This window comes from Rhodococcus sp. OAS809 (genome assembly GCF_040546695.1).
Lineage (GTDB): Bacteria > Actinomycetota > Actinomycetes > Mycobacteriales > Mycobacteriaceae > Rhodococcus_F > Rhodococcus_F qingshengii.
The window spans coordinates 5,403,562-5,422,317 of the sequence record NZ_JBEPOI010000002.1; the positions used below are offsets into that span (position 1 = coordinate 5,403,562).

Consider the following 18,756-nt stretch of genomic DNA (forward strand, 5'->3'; position numbering starts at 1 on the left):
TGCCATGTCCGGAGACAGTGTGCAGTTGACCGACGGGGTGCCCGGTGGGGAATCGGAACCTCACGCACCGAGTTTGAACAATCGCCTGAACTGGCTGCGTGCAGGTGTTCTGGGTGCAAACGACGGAATCGTCTCGACCGCAGGCCTCGTGGTCGGTGTTGCTGCAGCCACAACCGAGCGCTCAGCAATCTTCACAGCGGGTTTTGCTGGTCTGGTTGCCGGCGCTGTGTCCATGGCGCTGGGTGAGTACGTCTCGGTCAGCGCTCAGCGAGACACCGAACGCGCACTCCTGCAGAAGGAGAAGAAGGAACTCCTCGAGACCCCGGAGGCTGAACTTCAGGAACTGACCGAGATCTACGAGAACAAGGGATTGAGTCCGGAGACGGCCCGCCGCGTCGCCGAAGAATTGACCGAGCACGATGCTTTCGCGGCACACGTCGAAGTCGAATTGGGTATCGACCCGGATGATCTCACCAATCCATGGCATGCGGCGATTTCGTCGGCAATCTCGTTCACGATCGGCGCGGCGATCCCGTTGGTCGCAATCCTGTTGCCGCCGACGGGTATCCGCGTCCCCATCGCCTTCTTCGCAGTGCTGATCGCACTTGCACTGACCGGGACGATCAGCGCGACGCTCGGCGGAGCCCGCAAGACCAGAGCGGTGCTACGCGTGGTGATCGGCGGCGCGCTGGCCATGGCCGTGACGTACGGAGTAGGTCAGCTGGTGGGCACGGGTCTCGCCTGACCCCTGCTGTGCGCCTTTATTAACCGCGGGGGGTTAATAAAGGCGCACAGCAATTCAGGCGCGACAGATCATGACCGGCCCTGGCGCATGGTGCAGCAGATTCTGGCTGGTGGAGCCCATCACGGCGCCCGCCATCGCACTGCGGCCGTGACTTCCGACAACTATCAACTGTGCGTCGTCGGCGTATTTGAGCATGACGGGAGCAGCGGCACCGGGTTCACTGATGCGGGTGACCGGCACGTCCGGGTACTGGTCGGCCATACCGGCTAGATTTTCCGCCAGTAGCGCCGATTCCTCCTGCTCGACAGCCTCCCAGTCGATCAGGATTCCCGCTCCGCCTTCGCGGAAGGTGGACGAGCCCTGCCAGGTGTGGACCGCGATGAGCGGCGCGTCGAACTGATCGGCATAACGAAACGCGTACTCGACGGCCTTCTTGCTCAACGCGCTTCCGTCCACTCCGACGATGACGGGACGCTGATCCGGACCGGGATTCTCCGCCGAACCACGCCACACGGTGACCGGACAGGTTGCATGATTGGCCACCTTCAGTGCGGTCGATCCGAGCAGCCGTGAGCGCAGTGCGCCCGATCCGGTCGACCCCATCACGATCAGGCGTGCGGTACCCGAGGATTCGAGGATATGCGTCGACGCCGGCCCTGGCGCGATCTCGGATTCGATGGTCAGTTCGGGGAATTCGGCCGAAATCACCGTGGCGGCGGCATCGACGATCGCTTCGCCGTCTTCGCGGATCTGACTGAGGAACTGTGACTGCAACATCACTGCAGCGGGACTGTAGATCGGGCCCTCTTGCGGCAGGGCGTGCGCCAGAATCAGTCGTGAGTTCACCGCGTTCGCGACGGAGGCCGCCCACCGGGCCGCCGCCGTCGAGGCCTCGGATCCGTCGATACCGGCGACGACATCCTGGTGTCCTGCAAGTGTGTTCATGTCTACTCCCTCTGAAATGATCGAGATCGGTCGACTGGTTACAGCGACGTCACCAGAGTGACGATGCTGACTTCACGGCTTCCTTCCACGTCTTGCGTAGCAGGGTCGATTGCCCGTCGGCTATTTCCAGTTCTCGTCGGTAGGCCATGCCCAATCCGAAACTGGTGAGCGAGGTATGCTCCTGCTCGGCTGCCATTGCAAGTAGATGATGTTGGGCGACAACGGAATCCTGGTGCTCGCCGAGAACATCCTGGAAGTGGCTGAAATGCTTCAGTGCACGCTTCGCTCGGCTCTTCGACACGGGTTCCATGACCTCGATCGCGTACTTCATCCGCTTGGCTCCCTTGCGGGCGCGGTGCATTCGCTCGTCACGCTCGGTGCGGCTATCGGCATCGAAGACGTGATCAACCCGCTTACCGACCTTGTGTGCCAGGTGCCGCAGGGTATGGGCCAACTCTCGTGCCGATGCCTTCTTTCCGACGCGGTGGGTGGCGGTGTCGAATTCGAGGTCGCCGACGTACTCGTCGAGGCGATCGAGCAGCGTGGTGTATCGCTCGGAATCGAGCGCCTCGAGGGCTGTTTCCTGGGCGGTTTCACCACGTGCAGAGAAGAACTCGTCGATTCGAGCTCGCACAGCTTCTCGCTCGGGCATCTCGTCGATTTCGCCGAGGCGTTCCACAAGACGCTCCCACTGGACCTCGACGTCGCGGGCGTCACCGAACTTTCCACCGATCCACCGCAGATCCGTGATGAGATCGTCGGTCTTGGGGGAGTGGCCGGCGTACGACTGCAGAGCGCTGCGGATGCGACGTGCCGCAACCCGGAAGTCGTGAACGGCTTCGTCGTCGGCCCGACGCGTGCCGAGATCCGCGGCGACCAGTGCGCGCAATTGTTCGATGAGGTAATTACGCAACAAGATCCGCGGATTCGACGCCTTGCCCGAGGTGACCTCGTGACCGGCGTACGGTGTGACCGACGTGCCCAGTGCTCGTTTGAGTTTGGACGGACTCGCAGAGCGCTCCAGCCCGGCGTCCAGTAGAACCGACTCGATTGCATCGGCCAGCTCTTGCCCGCCTGCGCCTTGTTCGACCTCGACTTCCTGCCACGTCGACTCTCCGGAACCGTCTGCCTTGCAGGCGATGACGGTGTCGGAGACCACTTCGGCAAGCAGCACACCGTTTTCGCCGTTGAGCCTGGTGCGCTCCCGATCGGTGATGATCAGGGCGACCGGCACCAGATCGTGACCGCGAATGATCGCCCGGATCAGACTCGACAGCGGCGAGGGCACATCGGTGCTCTCGTCCGGGGGAAGTTGGATTTCGGTTCGAGTGTCCTGGCCTGCGGGAAGTTTCATGTGCCACCCCGCGTCGTCGCCACCCTCACGCTTGCGCAGCGTGATCTTCTCGGCCAGCAACCGGTAGTCCGCGGTGTCGAAGTAGGTGGCAGAGAGCTGTATCGAGTCGTGGACCGGTTCGCCGACAACACCGGGAAGTCCGCCCAAGGCGGGAACTTCCTGCTCGGCCGGCGCCTCGTACTTGCGCTCGATCTCCCGTACGGCTTCGGGTACGACGGCGGTCTTGCTCATCTGGTCTCCTCTTGCGGTGCGGTCTGCGCTTCCATCCTCCCGGTATCGGAGGCGCAGTGGAAGGGTCCGGGGTCCCTACGGCGAGTCGCCACGGCCTGATTCGTCCGGCCAGGACAGGGTCCGCCGACTTTCGAACCGTTGCAGCCGGCCGGTCTTCGGATCCTCGAACTCGAGAACCTTCGACAGCAGGCGCAGCGGGTTCGAATAATCTTCTGCGGCAACGTCGTAGAAGTCGGGATAGAAGTTGTCGCCGTGGATCGGGAGCCCGAGCGAGTTCATGTGCAGCCGAAGTTGATGGGTCTTGCCGGTATGGGGAGTCAACCGGTACCGCGCGAAGCCGTCTCGCGTTTCGATCAGTTCGATCCGCGACTCGCTGTTGGGTTCGCCCTCGATCTCCGCGGCCTTGAGCACGCCGCGTTCTTTCACGATGCGACTACGCACGACCACGGGGGTGCTCACCTGAGCGTCGTGACGCGCGATGGCCTCGTACTCCTTGGCGACGCGGCGCTCGGCGAACATGGTCTGGTAGTCGCGCCGGGCCGCCTGATGCACGGTGAACAGCAGCAGTCCCGCCGTGACGCGGTCGAGGCGATGAGCTGGACTCAGCTCCGGTAGTTCGAGGTCCCGACGCAAGCGGACCAACGCCGATTCGGCGATGTATCGCCCGCGCGGGGTGCTCGCCAGGAAATGCGGTTTGTCCACGACCAAGATGTTCTCGTCCCGGTAGAGGATGTCGATCTCGAACGGCACCCGCGTTTCGACGGGAGGGTCGCGGTACAGGTAGACGAACCGCCGGGGAGCAAAAGCGCTCGTCTCGGTGATTCCGACACCCTTCTCGTCGACGACCTCCCCGGCTGCGACCTTCTCCCGCAATCGGACGGCGTCCTGGGGGAACCGTTCGAGCAGGTAGTCAAGCGTCGTCGTCCACATGCCGTCGTCGGGCTGACGGATGCGACTCGGGTTCAGGCCGTCGCGGACGGGAAGCGGTGATCGTGACACATCTTCAAAGCTAGCCGTCCGGTCGGCATTCAGACCTATTGACGACATATGGGACGGAAGTTACTATCCGGTAAGTTCGTGACACCGGTCACTGTCGTGGGGGCAGGGCTGGGTCATCACAACAGAAAATTGGAGTTTTCGTGAGGACACGACTTCTACGTCGAAGGTCGACAACGATTGCGGTGGGGCTGTGCGTCGTGGGATTGGCGGTGCCGAGCGCCGTCGCTTCTGCGGATCCGACGGGAGGGTCGGACGGGCAGGCCTGGCTCGCGGCAACGGAGGCGACGCCGCAGTATCCGGGGGTCTCGATCGAGTGGGACGTGCCCATCACGATGAGTGACGGCACAGTTCTGCAAGCGAATGTGTACCGACCGGCGGATGCATCCGGGCGGGCCGTGGAATCGAAGACGCCATCGGTCCTCAACATCACGCCGTACACGAAACTGCTGGACACACTGGTGGATTCAGCTCTGTCGATCCCGCAGGTCGGTGAGACGCTGATGGACGTTGCGAACTCGCTCGACCTCGCGGCGCCGTTCGACGGAGTGTCGGAGTTGACGGGCGTCATCGCCGGCGGAGGCGCCAGGGTTCTCGGCGTCAACCGTGATCTGGTCCAGAACGGATACACGCAGGTAGTGGTCGACGCACGTGGAACCGGCTTCTCCCAAGGTAATTGGGACGTGCTCGGTAAGCGCGAGCAACAGGATTCGGTCGAGGTCATCGACTGGATGAGCAAGCAGGGGTGGTCCGACGGGAAAGTAGGGATGGCGGGCATCTCGTACTCCGCGATCAACTCGGTGCAGGCGGCGAGCAACAATCCACCTGCACTGAAGGCGATCTTCCCGGTCGAACCTGGCAACGATCTGCTGCGCGACATCGTCGGAACCGGTGGCGGCCTCGGAGTCGGGTTCATGCCGTTGTGGTTGACCGCGGTCAACGGGCTCAAACTCATCCCGAACGTTCAGGACATCCTGCAAGGAAACTTCGATCCCCTGTGGTTGGCGAGCCGCCTCGAGGATCCGGGAACGCTGATTCCCGAACTGGTGCAAGCGATGACGGCTCAGAGAATCGAGGACGTGTCACCGTCGACTCTGCAAGTCGCGCAAGACGGGCAGTTCTATCAGGACCGAGCCGCTGACGTCGGCAACATCGCCGTTCCGACGATGGTTTACGGCGGTTGGCACGACATCTTCGCCAACAGTGAGCCGCGGATCTACAACGGAATCGATCTGCCGCCCGGGCAGAAGCAGTTGATCATGGGGAACGGCTATCACGTCACTCCCGGTGGAGGATTCGGCAAGGACGGTGCGCCGCCGCGCCTCGACGTGCTCGAACGTGCGTGGTTCGACAAGTGGCTCAAGGGCATCGACAACGGAATCGATCGTTACGGTCCGGTGACGATGTTCCAGCAAGGCGGCGGATGGATCACGGACGATCAGTTCCCGCGAGCCGGTGCGAGCTACGAACGTATGTATCTGAACTCTGCGCCCAGCGGTACTGCCGCCCACGCATCGTATGACGGTTCGCTGACGAATGACCCGCCCAGTGCCGCAGCGCGATTGACAGTCGCACCAGGACTGCGAGGCTTCTGCTCCGGTGACGGAACTCAGGGAACTGCCGGGATCTCCGTGGTGCTCGGTGCGACGTGTTCCAAGGATTCCCGATTCCAGGAAGCGGAGGGCCTGACGTTCACCGATGAGGCAGTGACGGAGCCGACCTCACTCTCGGGCCCGATCAACGTCCACCTCGAGACCGTCCTGGACGCGACGGACGGATTCTGGGCAGCGACGGTCAACGACGTAGCACCGGACGGAACATCGACACCGATCACGAACGGCGCTCTGACTGCGTCGCTGCGGGCAGTCGACGATTCGAAGAGCACTCGCTCGGCCAACGGTGACTACAGTGAACCGCACCACTATCTGACGATCGACACGCGTCAGCCGGTGGTTCCCGGTGAGGTCACCACCGTCGACATCAACATGCTCCCGACGGACGCAGTGCTGCAACCGGGGCACCGGCTCCGCGTCGACGTCTACGCTGCCAGCGTGCCGCGATACCTGGCGCTCGGCCCGATGCTCGCCGACAGCCAACTCAAACCGCAGCACATCGAGTTGGCTGCAGACCGGCCGAGCTTCGTCAACGTTCCGTTCGTCGGGGGCCGCTGACTCGGATTGGATCGGCGGCGTGAGAACCTGCGGGCTCGCGGACGTTCTGAGAAGATCGTCCGATGACAGAATCCCGACTCTCCGCCGCCGTCCACGATCGTCTGGACGGACTTCTGGATCCGGTGGACGAGCGGCTCGCGGCGCAGTACCCGGGAAACCGTGACGAGATCCAACCCGTGCACACGATTTACGTCAGTGCCGCGGATGCAACCGTCGACACCCCTCGACTCTGGGGTGAGCAGGCGATCGCGCTTCTCGATTCCCATGCTCATGTGTTCGCCGATCTCGACACGGAGAATGCGCTCGCTGATGTGCGAGTTCAACTCGGCCGCAAGCCGGTCCAAGACTTTCGGATCGATTTCGAGGACGGGTACGGACGCCGCAGCGACGAAGAAGAAGACGATGCAGCGACGTCGGCCGGACAAACGCTTGCCGCGCTCAGCGCTGATCCTGCCGGGCCGAACTGGAGTGGCATCAGGTTCAAGGGGTTGCCGGCCGGTGAGCGTCGGCGCTCGATCAGGACGCTCGAGCTTGTGCTCGACGCGGCCGGCGGAGTGCCGGACGGATTTGTCTTCACCGTTCCCAAACTGCGCGCGGTGGAGCAGGTCACGGCGACGGTGTTGCTCTGCGAAGAGCTGGAGAAGGCGCACGGACTCAAGCTCGGTTCGCTTCGGTTCGAGTTGCAGATCGAGAGCCCGCAGGCGGTCATCGCGGCCGACGGAACGGTGGCAGTTGCTCAGGCCATCCATCGTGGTGCCGGTCGTCTGACCGGTTTGCATTACGGCACTTACGATTACAGTGCAGCTTGCGGAATTGCATCGCGTCATCAGTCGCTCGAACATCCGGTGGCAGACCACGCAAAGGCTGTCATGTTGGCTGCTGCCGCGCAGACCGGCGTCTGGGTGTGCGACGGGTCGACTCAGGTCGCGCCTATCGGGAGCGCCACGGCGATCCGCGACGCGATCACTCGGCACCATCGCCTCGTCACGCGGTCCCTGGAACGCGGTTACTACCAGGGGTGGGACATGCACCCTGGGCATCTGGTCACCCGCTGGCTCGCCACGTTCGGCTTCTATCGCAACGCGCTCGGCGCCGCTGCCCCGCGCATCCAGTCGTACTTGGGGCGCCAAGGTGGCGACGTGATGGACGAACCTGCAACCGCCCAGGCGCTCGCAGCGGTGGTACTGCGCGGGCTCGACGCGGGGGCTTATCCGGAATCCGAAGTTCTCCGACTCGCCCCGAGCGCCGACACCAACGCACTCCGTCACCTCGTAGGACGCACCACACCGATCACAGGAGAACACTGACCGATGAGCACCACCGAATTCACCTTGCTGCCCGATCTCGCACTGCGCACCCTCGGCGGAGCCGTCATCTGGGCGAACGACGAGGCGTTTGCCGAGCGTGAGGCCCTGATCCGCCCAGGCAAGGCCGGGTACCAGCCGGCGACGTTCGGTCACAAGGGGCAGGTGTACGACGGTTGGGAGACGCGTCGCCGCCGGGTGGCAGGCCATGACGAGGCGATCGTCCGACTCGGTGTTCCCGGAGTGGTGCGAGGCGTCGTGGTCGACACCGCGTGGTTCAAGGGCAATTACCCGCCCGAGATCTCGGTGGAAGCAATCTCGGTCGACGGGTATCCGGATCCCGCCGACCTGGCCGGATCCGGCGAGTGGACAACCATCGTCGAGCGCTCGACCGTGCGCGGTGACTCGGAGAACCCGTTCTCGGTGGCGTCGGAGCAGCGGTGGACGCACGTCAAGCTGACCATTTACCCGGACGGCGGCGTGGCAAGATTCCGTGTTCACGGCGAAGCGCGGCCGGACCCGCGTTTCCTCGATGCCGGGCCGTTGGACCTCGCAGCACTCGAAAACGGTGGCCGCGTGACCGATTGCTCCAACATGTTCTACAGCTCACCGCAGAACATCCTGTTTCCCGGACGTGCTGCTTCGATGGGTGACGGGTGGGAGACCGCCAGGCGCCGCGACAACGGAAACGACTGGGTGCAAGTACAACTCGCGGGTGAAGGCGTGCTGAGTTTCGTCGAGATCGACACCTCGTACTTCCTCGGAAACAGTCCAGGTGAGGGTGCTCTGACCGGGCGGACGTCGGAGGGGGAGTGGATCGAACTGTTGCCGCGCACGACGCTGCGTCCGGATACGCGCCATCGCTTTCCGATCGATTCCGAAGTCCAGGTCACCGATGTTCGTCTGGACATCTTCCCGGACGGTGGCCTGGCGCGGCTGAGAGTCTTCGGCGTACTCACCGACGCTGCTCGCGCTGTGATCTCCGGGCGCTGACGGTAAAGTTGTTGGCATGAGCGACTATCCGCGCGACGACTATCCCCGGGACATGGTGGGGTACGGCCCTCATCCGCCGCATCCGCACTGGCCCGGCGACGCGCGGATAGCGGTTCAGTTCGTGCTCAACTACGAAGAGGGAGCCGAGAACAACGTCCTGGACGGGGACGCGGCTTCGGAAACATTTCTGTCGGAAATGACTCCGGCAGAGGCATTTCCGAATCGACACATGAGCATGGAATCGCTGTACGAGTACGGCTCACGGGCCGGGTTGTGGCGTGTACTGCGAACCTTCGAGCGGCGAAACCTGCCTCTCACGGTCTTTGCGGTGGCGCGGGCGATGCAGCGTAACCCCGAAGCAGTCAGTGCTTTTCAGGAGTTGGGCCACGAGATCGCGTGCCACGGATTACGTTGGAAGTCTTACCAATCCGTGGACATCGAGCGCGAACGCGCTGACATGGCCGAGGCAGTGCAGATTCTGCGAGATCTGACGGGTTCGGCGCCTCTCGGTTGGTACACCGGACGCGATTCACCGAACACCCGCGAATTGGTCGTCGAGCACGGCGGCTTCGTCTACGACTCCGATTCGTACGCCGACGATCTGCCGTACTGGGTCGACGTTCCGCGTGGCGCAGAATCGGTGAAGCACCTGGTCGTCCCGTACACCCTTGACACCAACGACATGCGTTTCGCCTCTCCCGCAGGATTTCCCAGCGGTGATCAGTTCTTTGCGCACCTACGCGATGCCTTCGACGTGCTGTATGCGGAGGGGACGGCCGGATCGCCCAAGATGCTCTCGATCGGGTTGCACTGCCGCATAGTCGGCCGCCCTGCCCGTGCGGCCGCTCTCGAGCGATTTCTGGACCACGTGCAGTCACACGAGAAGGTCTGGATCGCGCGGCGCATCGACATCGCCGAGCACTGGAAGACCGCGCACCCCGTTTAGATCACGGTCGGTCGACAAAAGACTTCATTCGAGCAGTCCGGGTACTGGTTCGACTGCCGCGTATTCCGCCATCGAATTCTAGGCCATTGACAACTGGCACGGTTGTGGATGACTCTTTGGAGATGGAGAAACACACAGCAGTCGAAGCGTCTTCAAGGTGAGCCGACCGGTGCCGACCAAGAAACCGACCAAGAACCGCGGATCGAAGGTGTCCCACAATGCCCGCGCAGTGGTGACCGGCGCCGGCAGCGGAATCGGCCGTGCCTTTTCATTGGAGTTGGCGCGCAGAGGCGGTGAGGTGATCTGCGCGGATATCTCGCTGGAACGGGCCAAGGAAACAGTGGCACTCATCGATGAGATCGGTGGTACCGCGCACGCCGTCAAATGCGATGTGTCAATTCGTGAGCAGGTTCAGGACCTGGCGTTGTTCGCGGAACTCGAACTTGCGGGTCCGCTTTCGTTGGTGATCAACAATGCCGGGGTGGGTATCGGTGGAAAACCGGTGGGCGAGATCGGTTTCGACGATTGGGAGTGGGCACTCGGGATCAATCTGTGGGGTGTCGTGCACGGCTGTGAGATATTTGCTCCACAACTGCGTGCGAGCGGCGCCGGGGGATTCATCAACGTGGCCTCGGCTGCTGGGTTTGCGGCTGCGCCGCTGATGGCGCCCTACAACGTCGGTAAAGCCGCCGTGATGTCGCTCTCGGAGACCTTGTCCGCTGAACTTGCCGGTACGGGAGTGCGGGTGACGGTGCTGTGTCCGACCTTCGTCAAGACAAATGTTGCTCTCGACGGCCGAATCACCGCGGAAGCAACACAATTGGCGCAAGCGTTGATGCGGCGAACCGGCTTTTCGCCGGAGCGCATCGCCGTCACCACTCTCGACGCCTACGACAAGGGTCGACTCTACGTGGTGCCGCAGTTCGATGCGAAGGTGATCTGGCGACTCAAACGGTATCTACCCGTTGCATACACGAGGGGCTGTGGAGTTCTCAATCGCTTTGCACCGAAACAGAAGTCGGGATCATCTGGAACTTCGGCGGCGCCGGAGACGAACTCGCCGAGCACGAAAGGAGCGTGACATGTCCTTCGATTTCGACGGCATGCTGCACAAGATCAAGGACCGCCAATGGGCTCTGGTGGACATCGACTGGGATGCTCCGGGCGCCGAGACGATCAGTCCAGAGCTTCATGCGAAGCTGAAACCGTTCATGTCGGACCTGATGTGGATCGAGAACGTCGGTGCCCGTGGCTTCGCTGCGATGGCTCTCAAGGCGCCGACTGAAACTCTCCGAGACATCTATCGGCATTTCCACGCCGAGGAACAGAAGCACGCCAACGCCGAACTCGCGCTGATGCGTCGGTGGGGAATGCTGGACGGCGACGAGATGCCCGAGCCCAACATCAACGTCAAGCTCGTCATCGACTGGCTGGACAAGCATTCCGACGGTTTGTCGCTCTCGATTCTCGGGACCGTCATACCGATGCTCGAGGTGGCGCTCGACGGAGCCCTGGTCAAGTTCATCATGGACGAGATCGAGGATCCGGTCTGTCAGGCTGTGTTCAAGAAGATCAATGCAGACGAGTCCAGGCATCTGGCGGTCGATTTTGCGGTGATCGAGATGCTCGGGCACTCGACGACGCGCAAGCTCGTTGTCGAAACCGTCGGCGCCTGGTTGAATCCGGCGTTGATCATCGGGACACTTCGCTACATCCCGCTGCTGAACAAGATGCGCGACAACATCGTCGACATGGGAGTGAACGAGGAACGGCTCTACACCGCGATGAAGCGATTCAGGAACGTAGGCGAACGGAGTCCGGCCGCGCTCCGCGTCCCGATGTATCGGGTGGTGAAGTGGCACGGCAACATGGTCATCAATCGCAACCATCCCTACCATCTGCTTGCCGATCGGATGGTCAAGGTCACTGGCCGACTTTCCGGCAGCAGGCTCAATTCCGAGCCGACCTGGGCCAAGGAACTTACGTACGAGCCACTCGCATGAGTACTGCCGAGCCACTGTCAGTGGCGATCATCGGTGGAGGTTTCGCAGGAATCGGAGCGGCGATTCGGTTGAAGCAGAACGGTATCGAGGACTTCGTCGTTCTCGAACGCGGCACGGAGGTCGGCGGGACGTGGCGCGACAACACGTATCCGGGAGCTGCGTGCGACATTCCGTCCCGTCTGTACTCGTACAGTTTCGCCCCGAACCCGGACTGGTCGCACACCTACTCGGCCAGCGCGGAGATCCTCGGCTACATCCGAACGATGGTGAAAGAGTTCGGCCTCGAGCCGAAGATTCGGTTTCGGTGCAACGTCACGGGCGTCGAGTGGGACGAGCAGACAGGTGTCTGGGCGATCGCGCTCGAGGGCCGTGAAGCGGTCATTGCCCGGACCGTCGTCATGGCGTCCGGTCCGCTGGCGAACGTCAGCTTTCCTGCTGTTCCGGGTTTGGAGAGCTACGAAGGACACAAGATTCACAGTGCTCGCTGGGACCATGACTACGACTTCACCGACAAGCGGGTCGCAGTGATCGGAACCGGGGCCAGTGGCGTCCAGATCGTCCCTGAACTCGTGAAAACTGCACGATCAGTGAAGGTTTTCCAACGAACACCGGGATGGGCATTGCCGCGAGCAAACCTACGCACCCGATCTCGCACGAAGGATCTGTACCGTCGTCATCCGGTCGTCCAGACTCTGGCGCGTCGGGCTTGGTACTGGGGACACGAATCGGTAGCTCTCGGGGTGGTGTGGGAATCCCCGTTGACGAGGGTGGTGGAAACAGTCGGGCGTCTTCATCTGCGCATGCAGGTGAAGGACCCGTGGTTGCGGCGACAACTCACTCCCGACTTTCGGGCAGGGTGCAAGCGGTTGCTGATGACCAGCGAGTATTACCCGGCTCTCCAGCAAGACAATTGCACACTCGTGACCTGGCCGATCGCGAGATTGGCGCCACATGGCATTCGCACGGTCGAAGGGATCGAGCATCAATTCGACTGCATCGTCTTCGCCACCGGCTTCGACGTTTGCAAGACCGGAACACCGGTCCCGATCATCGGCCGGGACGGACGTGTGCTCGCTCAGGAGTGGAAATCCGGGGCGCGTGCGTACAAGAGCATTGCGGTATCCGGTTATCCCAACCTGTATTTCACCTTCGGACCCAACTCGGGTCCGGGGCACAGCTCCGCCCTTGTGTACATGGAAGCGCAACTCGACTATCTCGCCCAAGCGATCAAGATCGTTCTCGAGCGCGACCTCAAGGCACTCGATGTTCGTCAAGATGTCGAAGATGCGTACAACGTCGAGTTGCAGCGTCGGCTGTCGAAGACCACGTGGAACTCGGGATGTTCGAGTTGGTATCTCACCGACGAAGGATTCAATGCCACTATGTTTCCCGGTTTCGCGACCCAGTACGTGAACCAATTGAAATCGGTGGATCTTCGGGACTACACGAGCACGGTGCGCGAGAAAGACACCGCGCAGACCTGATCCCGGGTTCTGATCGGCCTGGTGTTGCCACTAAGTTGGAATCGTGACGACCGACGCGGCAGAGGAGACGAGGCGGTGACCGAGTACCGCATCGACGATCTAGCGCGCGCTGCGGGCACCACCTCGCGGAATGTACGGGCATATCAGGAACGTGGATTGCTTCCTCCGCCGGAGAAGCGTGGGCGGGTAGGCATCTACGGCGACGCGCACCTCGAACGCCTCAAGCTGATCGACACGCTTCTTCAACGAGGTTTCACCACTGCGCATATCGACGACTTCATCACCGGGTGGGAAAGCGGGAAAGACCTGACAGAGGTGCTGGGTCTGCAGCACGCGGTCACCGAACCATGGTCCCGCAGCGACACCGTGAGTATCGAGATGGCCGTCGTACGCGAGTTTCTCGGGGGAGATGCAGATGGTCAACTGCATCGTCTCGTAGATCTCGGACTGGTACAGATCGAAGGAGAGAACTGCGTTTTCACCGATCCTGCTTTGCTCAGCGGATTTTCGAGTCTCCTCGACTACGGTTTCACTCTCGATCAACTGGTCGATGTGCACGAAAAGCTTCACAACGCTGTGGACGGGATCGCCAAAGACCTGATTCAGGCGGCAAAGGATCGCATCGTCGATCAGCACGGGGTCGGTTGGCTCCCGGAGGGCGACGAGGTTGCCGGAACAGCCGAGATGCTCCAGACGATGCGTGAACTCGGTGTGGCGTCGGTACATTCGGCACTGGCCCGGGCACTCGACGCGAACCTTCAGCGTGAACTCGGCGACTATCTTGCCGCTGCGATCGGCTCGCGGAGCGACGCCGACGAGTCCGACTAGCAGCATCGATCACGTTCGGGATGTGCGGCCCGTCGCGGTGCGCTCAGCTCTTGCGTGCCTCGATCAGGAATCGACTCGAGTGCGCGACAAAAGATCCGTCGCGACGGATCTGCTGATCGAGTTCGCGGAGCCGGTCCCGATACTGCGCGACGGTGAATCCCGGAACCATCCAGATCACCTTGCGTAAGAAGTAGACAACGGCGCCGATGTCGAAGAATTCCATGCGCAGACGCTCGAAACGAAGGTCGACGACGGTGAGCCCGGCCGCAATCGCGTCGGCAGTTTCGTCCTCGTGGTGCCGTCCGCGACGAGCCTGCGGCTGAGGACCGAGAAAGTACTCGACCAGTTCGAACACGCTGGCGTGACCCACATGTTGAGCGAAGTACGTTCCTCCCGGTTCGAGTACCCGCGCGATTTCGGTCCACCACACCGTCGCTGGGTGTCGGCTGGTCACCAGGTCGAAAGCCGAATCGGCGAACGGTAGCGGCGGCTCGTCCTGATCCGCGACCACCACCACACCTCGGGGACGCAGAAGGGCGGTGGCCTTGGCGATGTTCGGTGGCCAGGATTCGGTTGCTGCCATCACCGGCGGGAGTGACGGTGCAGCGGCGAGGACTTCGCCGCCGCCGGTCTGGATGTCCAATGCGGCGCCGGCGCGGCCGAGACGTTCACCCATCAGCCTCTGGTACCCCCACGACGGACGCTGCTCCGTGGCGCGTCCGTCGAGCCACGAGAAATCCCACCCGTCGACGGAGGCGGATTCCGCTTCGGCGACAAGTTCGTCGAAACCTCGTGACATGCTCTGTGACTCGCCTTCAGGCGTTCCTTCCGACATCACATCATCATCGTCGCGGAGGGTCGATGGTGCCAGTTGTTTACGGCTACTTCGGGGTGGCGCCGAGCATCGGTGCGAGTTGAGTGGCAATCGGGTTCAGGTTGAGCTTGTCCGGGTCCACCTTGGGCTTGCCGTCCCACGGTTGCGAGGTGTTCGGGTCGGCGAACGCGATGCGGTTGGCGCTACGAACTCCCGTTTCGCTGCCCTGAGGTGCCTGGCAGTTGGCGGCAGTGTTCAACGGGAAGTTCTGCGTCGTGTCGTCGAAGTTCGGGTCCTTGCGCTTCATCTCGTCGAGGATTGCCATGGTCCCTTCGTAACCGACGGTGCACGAGAGCGGGTTGTTGGTCTCGAGTACCAAGCCCAGATGTACTGTGCCGTCTCCCGGTGCAACGGTGGGCGCCGCCCCGGCGAGCGCAGGCAGGAAGAGCAGGAATGGCTGCAGCGAGGGCAGTGTCGGTGCGGCTGCCGCTGCAACGGCGGAGAGGTTGGAGAGGTTGGTCGTGAGCGCGGGGCCGGCTTCGGTGACGAGAGAGCCGACTTGTTCGCTGGCCGGTATGCCGTTGTCGATCACGCGTCGGATGTCGGGGTCGCTGGTGCGCAATTGCGCCGTCAGTGCGTCGAGGTCGGTGCTGAACTGCTTGATCGCCGACGATTGATCGGACTGGGTCGTGAGCACCGTCTGGCTGTCGCGGATCAGTCCGAGGGTCTGGGGAAGGGTGTCGAGGCCCGACTGGGAGATCCCCGACAGCGAGTCGGCAAGTACCTGCAGATCTTCGCCCTTGCCGTTGAATGCCGCGCCGAGTTCTTTCGCGACGGTGTGGAGTGCGTCGACCGGAACGGAGTGCACCAGACCGTTGGCGCTGGTCAAGACATTCTCGATCGGGATCGGCGTGGTTGTGTCGCCCACGGCGATCACCGAGCCGTCTTCGAGGAACGGGCCCTGGTCGGTATCGGGCTGAAGGTCGACGTACTGCTCGCCGATGGCTGAGCGATTGGCCACCACGGCCCGCGCGGATGCGGGAATCTGCGGAGCACTGCTGTCGATCAACAGGTCGACTTCGATTCCGTCGGACGTGAGCGACATGTCACCGACGCGTCCGACGGGTACACCGCGATAGGTCACTTCGGCGTTGGTGAAGATGCCACCGGACGTCGCCAGTTCGGTTTTGACCGTGTATTGGCCGAATCCCAGAAGATTGTCCAGCCGTACGTATTTCGCTCCGACATAGATCAAGCCCAGGAGTGCAACCACGACGAGGGCGACCAGCTGCCATTTGGCGAGCTTCGACATCACCATGAGGTGAGGACCCTGAACTGATGCGGTGTGTTCATGGTTCGACTCCCGAATGACAAGCCGGGTACGGCTGGTGTTGAGCGAATTGTGTTCACCCACGGACGTTCTGAGGTGAACCGGAAACTTCCGGCAATTCGTTGTTGGCGATAACTATAAACAAGTCGTCACAGATAGAAAGTCGGCGCTGAGATTTCCGCAGGTCGTCGAAACGTAAGTGTCGCAGCTCACTTCGAATGCTTCGATGTGATGCAGACGGCTTTCGGTCCGAATCGGGCTTGACTTCGCCAAACATATCCACAAAAGTAGATGCGTTCCGGTTGTCGTGCAGAGGGGTGTGGTCCATGGATGCTTTGGCGATCTTCAAGGCGCTGTCCAACCCGACTCGCCTGCAGATCATGGAGTGGCTCGCGCATCCGGCGAAGTATTTCGACGAGGACTCGTATACGCAGCAGGATCTCGGGTTTCACATCGGAGTCTGTGTCGGTGACATCCAGGGGCGATCGGGACTTGCCCAGTCGGTGATCTCGGGGTACCTGCAGGGCATGAAAGACGTGGGTCTGCTCGAGTCCGAGCGCATCGGGAAGTGGACGTATTACCGACGAAACGAATCCGTGATCGGCGAGTTCAGGGAATTCGTTCGCGAAAAGCTGTAGCGGCCGAATTGCCCTCGTCGGCCTGTTTGTTCAACCAAATATATCTACATATCTAGATATGTAACTGTCTTGTGTGACGTAGTAGTGAGGAGTGTGTCGTGAAGTCGAAATTGTTGATACCGGTTCTGGCGTTGGGTGTATTCGGAATCATCACTACGGAGATGGGCATTATCGGGGTTCTGCCTCAGATCAGCGAAAAGTTCGGTATCACCGCGTCGACTGCCGGATGGTTGGTCGGTGTGTTTGCACTCGTCGTGGCGGTGACCGGTCCGTTCACAACGCTGATCACCTCGGGAATCAACAGGAGAACCGTTCTGTTGGTAGCGATTGCAGTCTTTGCGGTCTCCAATGTGGTGTATGCGACCACATCGAGTTTCGAGGTGATGTTTGCATTTCGGATCATCCCCGCCGTGGTTCATCCGGTCTTCTTCGCTGTCGCGCTTGCAAGTGCGGTTCGTCTGGTATCGCCGGAACAGGCGACCGCCGCGGTGACCAAGGTATTTGCAGGCGTCACAGTCGGATTCGCGTTCGGCGTGCCCTTGACGTCCTATTTGGCCGAGAACTTTTCGGTGTCGACAGCATTCGTGTTCGGCGCCGTGGTCAACATTCTCGCGTTTCTCGGGATTGTCGTACTTCTGCCCTCGGCTCCTGTGACACAACGCCTGTCGTACGGTGCACAGGTCGGGATACTTCGCCGGCCGCGCGTGTGGTTGACCATTCTTTCCGTCACCTTCGTCTTCGCAGCCATGTTCTCGGTGTACGGATACTTTGCCGAATACCTCGGCGAGGTGACCGGCATGAGCGGATCGTGGATCAGCGCGATGCTATTGGCTTTCGGTGTCGTGATGATCTTCGGCAACTTCGTCTTCGGGGCTCTGCTCGCCAAGGGGGTGGTGCGCACGGTTGTGGCTTTTCCCTTGCTGTATATCGTCGTCTACGTGATGCTCTATCTGGCGGGCCCGTACTTCGGCGCGATGGTTGTAGCCGTGTTGGTTTGGGGTGTAGTGCATTCCGGTGGACTGGTGGTTTCGCAGAGCTGGATGGGGCGAGACGCAGTCGACGCGCCTGAATTCGGCAACAGCCTTTTCATCTCGTTCTCCAACCTGGGGATCACGCTCGGCACTGCGGTCGGTGGACTGTTTCTCGCGCATTTCGAAACCCGCCAATTAGTCTGGGCTGGAGTATTGTTCGCGATCCTGGCGCTGCTGGTGACAGGTGTTCGACTCTCGCTCAGGCACGCTCACAGCGAGAACGGTGTCAGTGTACCGGTGTAGTTCTTGGGAAGTGGGCGTGCGAACTCGCCGCGCGAACTGGTCGACAGCCCGAGGGTGACCAACGACTGAACCATCGTGACCCCAGCGGCAACGCCGTCGACTACCGGGACACCCAGTTCGTCGGACAAGTCCTGGCACAGGTCCGCCATGCCGGCGCAACCCAGCACGAGGACGTCCGAGTCGTCTTGCTCCAATGCGTCGAAACAGGCTTCCAAGATCACCTTTCGCGCGTCGGGATCACGATCGAGTTCCAGAACCGGAATCTCGCAGGAGTGGATACCCCGGCACCGAGCCTGCATGCCGTACCGGTCCACCAGATCGGCTGCGCGGCCGCGGGTTCGACCGAGAGTGGTCACGATGCTGAATCCGCGACCCAGGAAACTTGCGTAGTTCATGGCCGCTTCGGCAACAGCTACGACGGGGCCCTTGGCCAACTCTCGGGCTGCATCAAGACCTGGGTCACCGAAGCAAGCGATGACGTAGCCGTCGACTTCGTTCTTTTCTCCGGCGGCGATCTCGGTCAGGATTCCGGGGACGCTGAGAGCTTCGTCGTAGTGGCTTTCGATCGACGCGGGACCCATGGCAGGGCTGACAGCCTCGACGAATGTGCCCGAGCCTGCGACGGTCCGGGCACATTCCTCGATCTTGGCGGTCATCGCCCACGTGGTGTTGGGGTTGATCACCTTGATTCTCATGACGA

The 18,756-nt window shown here is 61.8% G+C and carries 17 protein-coding genes; 11 read left to right on the top strand and 6 right to left on the bottom strand.

What is annotated here, in order from left to right; genetic code table 11:
• Positions 1 to 4 precede the first annotated feature (4 nt).
• A complete protein-coding gene (locus ABIE52_RS28380) occupies positions 5 to 745 on the top strand; it encodes a VIT1/CCC1 transporter family protein (RefSeq protein WP_064443809.1) in 741 nt (246 codons plus the stop codon).
• Between the two features lie 54 nt (positions 746 to 799).
• On the opposite strand, the gene ABIE52_RS28385 is transcribed toward ABIE52_RS28380, so the two are convergent.
• From ABIE52_RS28385 to ABIE52_RS28395, 3 genes are all read right to left on the bottom strand, one after another.
• Complete coding sequence (locus tag ABIE52_RS28385) at positions 800 to 1,690, bottom strand: universal stress protein (RefSeq protein ID WP_047271050.1); 891 nt, start codon at positions 1,688 to 1,690, stop codon at positions 800 to 802.
• A gap of 49 nt (positions 1,691 to 1,739) precedes the next feature.
• A complete protein-coding gene (locus ABIE52_RS28390) occupies positions 1,740 to 3,275 on the bottom strand; it encodes a CYTH and CHAD domain-containing protein (RefSeq protein ID WP_007733905.1) in 1,536 nt (511 codons plus the stop codon).
• A gap of 75 nt (positions 3,276 to 3,350) precedes the next feature.
• Entirely contained in the window at positions 3,351 to 4,274 is a 924-nt protein-coding gene (locus ABIE52_RS28395; protein ID WP_082920604.1) for a pseudouridine synthase, read from the bottom strand.
• Between the two features lie 140 nt (positions 4,275 to 4,414).
• Here ABIE52_RS28395 and ABIE52_RS28400 point away from each other — a divergent pair, with 140 nt between their 5' ends.
• From ABIE52_RS28400 to ABIE52_RS28435, 8 genes are all read left to right on the top strand, one after another.
• Positions 4,415 to 6,442, top strand: a complete 2,028-nt coding sequence (locus tag ABIE52_RS28400; protein WP_064443811.1) for a CocE/NonD family hydrolase — start codon at positions 4,415 to 4,417, stop codon at positions 6,440 to 6,442.
• Positions 6,443 to 6,504: 62 nt separating this feature from the next.
• A complete protein-coding gene (locus ABIE52_RS28405) occupies positions 6,505 to 7,749 on the top strand; it encodes a DUF6986 family protein (protein WP_064443812.1) in 1,245 nt (414 codons plus the stop codon).
• A 3-nt stretch (positions 7,750 to 7,752) separates the two neighbouring features.
• Positions 7,753 to 8,739, top strand: coding sequence for an allantoicase (gene alc / locus ABIE52_RS28410; protein WP_064443813.1), 987 nt, complete (start codon positions 7,753 to 7,755; stop codon positions 8,737 to 8,739).
• Between the two features lie 16 nt (positions 8,740 to 8,755).
• Positions 8,756 to 9,685 (top strand): allantoinase PuuE, encoded by a 930-nt coding sequence (gene puuE, locus ABIE52_RS28415; RefSeq protein WP_003940421.1) that lies wholly within the window; start codon positions 8,756 to 8,758, stop codon positions 9,683 to 9,685.
• 169 nt (positions 9,686 to 9,854) lie between these two features.
• The gene (locus tag ABIE52_RS28420) at positions 9,855 to 10,766 is read left to right on the top strand and encodes an SDR family NAD(P)-dependent oxidoreductase (RefSeq protein ID WP_192712248.1); all 912 of its coding nucleotides are present in this window, start codon (positions 9,855 to 9,857) and stop codon (positions 10,764 to 10,766) included.
• 1 nt (position 10,767) lies between these two features.
• Positions 10,768 to 11,688 carry a hypothetical protein gene (locus ABIE52_RS28425; protein ID WP_030535274.1) on the top strand — a complete coding sequence of 307 codons (921 nt, stop codon included), beginning with the start codon at positions 10,768 to 10,770 and terminating at the stop codon, positions 11,686 to 11,688.
• Positions 11,685 to 13,172, top strand: a complete 1,488-nt coding sequence (locus ABIE52_RS28430; RefSeq protein WP_007733920.1) for a flavin-containing monooxygenase — start codon at positions 11,685 to 11,687, stop codon at positions 13,170 to 13,172. The genes ABIE52_RS28425 and ABIE52_RS28430 overlap by 4 nt, the downstream gene beginning before the upstream one ends.
• Positions 13,173 to 13,247: 75 nt before the next feature.
• Positions 13,248 to 14,000: a MerR family transcriptional regulator gene (locus ABIE52_RS28435; protein ID WP_007733922.1), complete on the top strand. Its 753-nt coding sequence runs from the start codon at positions 13,248 to 13,250 to the stop codon at positions 13,998 to 14,000.
• A gap of 43 nt (positions 14,001 to 14,043) precedes the next feature.
• Here the strand turns inward: ABIE52_RS28435 and ABIE52_RS28440 are convergent, their stop codons facing one another.
• Both ABIE52_RS28440 and ABIE52_RS28445 read right to left on the bottom strand, forming a co-directional pair.
• Positions 14,044 to 14,799 (bottom strand): class I SAM-dependent methyltransferase, encoded by a 756-nt coding sequence (locus ABIE52_RS28440; RefSeq protein ID WP_007733927.1) that lies wholly within the window; start codon positions 14,797 to 14,799, stop codon positions 14,044 to 14,046.
• Positions 14,800 to 14,881: 82 nt separating this feature from the next.
• Positions 14,882 to 16,132 (bottom strand): MCE family protein, encoded by a 1,251-nt coding sequence (locus ABIE52_RS28445; protein WP_202425829.1) that lies wholly within the window; start codon positions 16,130 to 16,132, stop codon positions 14,882 to 14,884.
• Positions 16,133 to 16,470: 338 nt separating this feature from the next.
• On the opposite strand from ABIE52_RS28445, the gene ABIE52_RS28450 reads away from it, so the two are divergent.
• Together ABIE52_RS28450 and ABIE52_RS28455 are read left to right on the top strand one after the other, a co-directional pair.
• Positions 16,471 to 16,782, top strand: a complete 312-nt coding sequence (locus ABIE52_RS28450) for an ArsR/SmtB family transcription factor (protein ID WP_007733929.1) — start codon at positions 16,471 to 16,473, stop codon at positions 16,780 to 16,782.
• A gap of 98 nt (positions 16,783 to 16,880) precedes the next feature.
• Positions 16,881 to 18,056 (top strand): MFS transporter, encoded by a 1,176-nt coding sequence (locus tag ABIE52_RS28455; protein ID WP_192712249.1) that lies wholly within the window; start codon positions 16,881 to 16,883, stop codon positions 18,054 to 18,056.
• Here the strand turns inward: ABIE52_RS28455 and ABIE52_RS28460 are convergent.
• Positions 18,023 to 18,751, bottom strand: a complete 729-nt coding sequence (locus ABIE52_RS28460) for an aspartate/glutamate racemase family protein (RefSeq protein ID WP_007733934.1) — start codon at positions 18,749 to 18,751, stop codon at positions 18,023 to 18,025. The two genes, ABIE52_RS28455 and ABIE52_RS28460, sit on opposite strands and share 34 nt — an antisense overlap.
• Positions 18,752 to 18,756: the final 5 nt, after the last annotated feature.